The organism is Streptomyces beijiangensis, assembly GCF_017315755.1.
Taxonomy (GTDB): domain Bacteria; phylum Actinomycetota; class Actinomycetes; order Streptomycetales; family Streptomycetaceae; genus Streptomyces; species Streptomyces beijiangensis.
In genome coordinates this window covers 1-3505 of the sequence record NZ_JAFLRJ010000644.1, presented here as the reverse complement: position 1 = coordinate 3505, position 3505 = coordinate 1, and the positions used below count along the sequence as shown (strand labels likewise).

The following is a 3505-nucleotide window of genomic DNA, read 5'->3' as shown; positions in this document are numbered from 1 at the left end:
GGCGGGCGCGATCGTGACGGGGGTCGCGGTGGCGGCGGGCGGATACGTCCTGGGGTCGCTGCGGGCGCGCCGCGGCGGCGCCACCTTCCAGGTGGCGCCGATCTCCGCACCGGACCGGCAGGAAGCGCGGGAGGAGACGGAGGAGGAGGCCGCGTGAACGGGTCCGTACCGATCCTGATGTACCACGCGGTCGGTCACCGCCCGGCCAGGGCGGCCCACGGCCTTTCCGTGTCCCCCGAGGCGTTCGGCGAGCAGNNGGGAGCGCTCCCGCACCGCCCGGTCCTGATCACCTTCGACGACGGCTACGAAGGGGTGCACCGGCACGCGCTCCCCGTCCTCGCCAAACACGGTTTCGCGGCCACCCTGTTCGTCTCGACGGGATGGCTCCGCGGGCCGTACGACGACGGCGGCGCCCTGGACACCATGCTCGACTGGGACCAGGTGCGCGACCTGGCCGCGGCCGGGACGGAGATCGGCGGGCACACGCACACCCATCCTCAGATGGACCAACTCAGCTGTGAGCAGGTGTGGTTCGAGACGCTGCGCTGCCGGCAGATCATCACCGACGAGCTGAACGCGGAGCCCGTCTCCTTCGCGTACCCCTACGGCTATTCCACCCGGAGCGTGCGCCGCACGGTCCGCGAGGCGGGCTTCAGCCAGGCCCTCGCCGTGGGCAACGCGCTCGCCGGGCGCGGGCAGGGGCCTTACGCCCTGGAGCGGGTCACCGTAAGGCGCAGCACCGGCATCGAGGAGTTCGAGCGGCTGGTCGAAGGCCGTGCGATCACCCGTAACTTCGCCAGGGACCGCGCCCTGACCAAGGGGTACACCTTGGTCCGAAGAGCCAGGTCGGCCGGCCGGAAGGTCACCAGGAGTCGTGTCTGACACGCGAGCCACCCAGGTGGACGACCCGCCGAACTCGCCGCGGACGGAGGGGAAGAAGAGGCGCGGAGGGATCCCGCTCTTCCGCAACGCCTATGCGCTGATGCGCTGATGATCAATACGGGGATCAGCGCGGTCCTGGGCCTCGGCTTCTGGCTGGCCGCGGCCCACCACTACTCCGCCTCCGCCGTCGGCCAGGGCTCGGCCGCCATCGCCGCGATGAAGTTTCTCGCGGGCATCACGGCCGTGACCCTGACCGGGATGCCGGCCCGCTTCATCCCGGTCGCCGGGAAGCACACGGGCAGGCTCATCTTCCGTACGTACGCGGGGAGTTCGGCAGTCGTCGGAGCGGCTGCGGTGGTCTTCCTGCTGACGCTGAACCTGTGGGGGCCCTCGTACTGCACGATCCGGTGAACAAGCTCGGCTTCGTCGTCGCGGTGGTCGCCTGGTCGCTGCTCACCCTCCAGGACGGGGTGCTCACCGGGCTGCGCAGCGCCTTCTGGGTGCCCGTCGGCAACACGGTCTTCTCCGCGGTGAAGCTGCTCCTGCTGGTCGCGGTCGCCGTGGCACTGCCGACCACGGGCGTCTTCGTCTCCTGGGTCGCGGCCATCGCCGCATCCGTGCTGCCACTGGGATGGATGGTCTTCCGGCGGCTGGTGCCACGCCATGTGACGCTGACCGCCGAGACCGCGAAACCGCCGTCCTACCGGTAGCTGCGACGCTTCCTGGCCGGGGACTGCACGGGCTCGCTCTTCGCGCTCGCGGTCGTCTATCTGATCCCGGTGGTCGTCGCCTCGCGGATCAGCTCCGCCGACAACGCGTACTTCTACATCGCCGCGACCATCGGCGGCACGGTCGAACTCCTCGCCATCAACATGGGCGCCTCACTGACCGTCGAGGGCGCGCACGACCCGGCGCGGCTCGGCCGCAACGCGCGCGCGGCGGTGTGCCGCCGGTCCTGCGGATGCGGTCGATACGGCCGTCCAGCGAGGCGAAGCCGTACGTCCCCGGCGAGGGTTCGGGGTTGTCGGCCCCCCATCCCATGATCGCCTGCCCGGCGCGCGCGACCGCGGTGTCGTCGCCCTGGTCGGCGCTGTACTGGGTGTGCGTGAACCCCCAACCCGAGCGCGGGACGCGGCGGCTCCGACTGTGTGTTCGATCCGCCGCCCTGCCCTGTGCCTGCCGAGGACTGCGTGGACGGCGTACTGCTGCAGGCAGTGAGCACGATGCCGAGGAGCAGGACTGAGATCCATCGTTGACGCCCCATCAGGAACAAGGATATCGGGGGCACTTGGCATTCCGGCAGGTTCGCCGGAAAAGGTACGTAACGCCGCGGAGCACAAAGCGGGTGCACGAGAGGTCCCGGTGCCGGATCATGGGCGCCATGTCCGCAGACCCTGAGGCCGCCCTGCCGATCCGGCTCAACGTCGACGACAGCGATTCGCCGTCCGACGTCGTCGACGCGCTGTTCCTCGGCCGCTTCGCGACGGGTGAGCAGCCGTACTCGCACAGCTCGTCCATCGACCGTGTGAAGAAGGGGCTCGACCTGCTGCCCTCCGGCGCGACGGTGCTGCGGGCCGCCCGCGACGACGACCGCAGCGCCACGCTCGCGGAGGGCGACGGCTGGACGCTCCTGATCTCCCGCTGGAACCGGGGCGCCGACGTCACGGTCACCGCGATCACGGAGGACCTCGCCTCCACCGTGCTCAAGGAGGTCACCGAGGGCGCCCAGGACGAGCCGGAACCGCAGCCGGAGAACGTCTCCATGGGCTTCTGGTACGTCTCCCCACGGCGCGGCCCGCACCGTACGACGCGCCAGATCTCCGCCGGCACGTGGGACGAGGTGCGCGCCAACTACACGGCGCCGGTGGCCGAAGCGATGGACGGCCTGATGAAGCTGACCCCCGACGACATCTCGGGCCGCCTGCTCCTGCTGCACGGCCCGCCGGGCACCGGCAAGACGTCCGCGCTGCGCACGCTGGCCCGGTCGTGGCGCGACTGGTGCCAGGTCGACTGCGTGCTGGACCCCGAGCGCCTCTTCAACGACGTCGGCTACCTGATGGACATCGCGATCGGCGAGGACGACGGCACGGCGAAGGGCCGCTGGCGCCTGCTCCTCCTGGAGGACTGCGACGAACTGATCCGCGGCGAGGCGAAGCGCACGGCGGGCCAGGCGCTGTCCCGCCTCCTGAACCTCACGGACGGCCTGCTGGGCCAGGGCCGCAATGTCCTGGTGGCCGTCACCACCAACGAGGACCTGGAACGCCTCCACCCGGCGGTGGTCCGCCCCGGCCGCTGTCTGGCCCGCATCGAGGTCGGTTCGCTGACCCGGCGGGAGTCGGTGGCATGGCTGGGGACGGATGAAGGCATCGGCCGCGAGGGGGCGACGCTGGCGGAGCTGTACGCGCTGCGGCGCGGGACGAGTCCGCAAGCGGTGCCGTCGCAGAACCAGGGCACGAACGAGGGCCTGTACCTGTGAGCGACCCCCGCCCGTTGTCCTCAATCGCCGGACGGGCTTGATTTCGCCCGATGTTGTCCCTCCTGCTACGCGCAAGCTTGTACGCGCCGAGAAATGCCAGGGGGCCCATTCAAGCCCGTCCGGCGATTGAGGAGCGGGGGTCCGGGG

At 70.8% G+C, this 3505-nt stretch carries 2 protein-coding genes and 1 pseudogene; all 3 read left to right on the top strand.

Annotated features, from left to right (window positions below; all coding sequences use genetic code 11):
• The first annotated feature begins 177 nt into the window (after positions 1–177).
• Positions 178–882 (top strand): polysaccharide deacetylase family protein, encoded by a 705-nt coding sequence (locus J0695_RS37880; RefSeq protein ID WP_206969361.1) that lies wholly within the window; start codon positions 178–180, stop codon positions 880–882.
• Positions 875–1832 (top strand): annotated as a pseudogene (locus J0695_RS37875) (lipopolysaccharide biosynthesis protein); the annotation flags it as partial. The gene J0695_RS37880 and the pseudogene J0695_RS37875, both read left to right, overlap by 8 nt.
• Before the next feature lie 431 nt (positions 1833–2263).
• Positions 2264–3358 (top strand): DUF5925 domain-containing protein, encoded by a 1095-nt coding sequence (locus J0695_RS37870; RefSeq protein ID WP_206969359.1) that lies wholly within the window; start codon positions 2264–2266, stop codon positions 3356–3358.
• Positions 3359–3505: the final 147 nt, after the last annotated feature.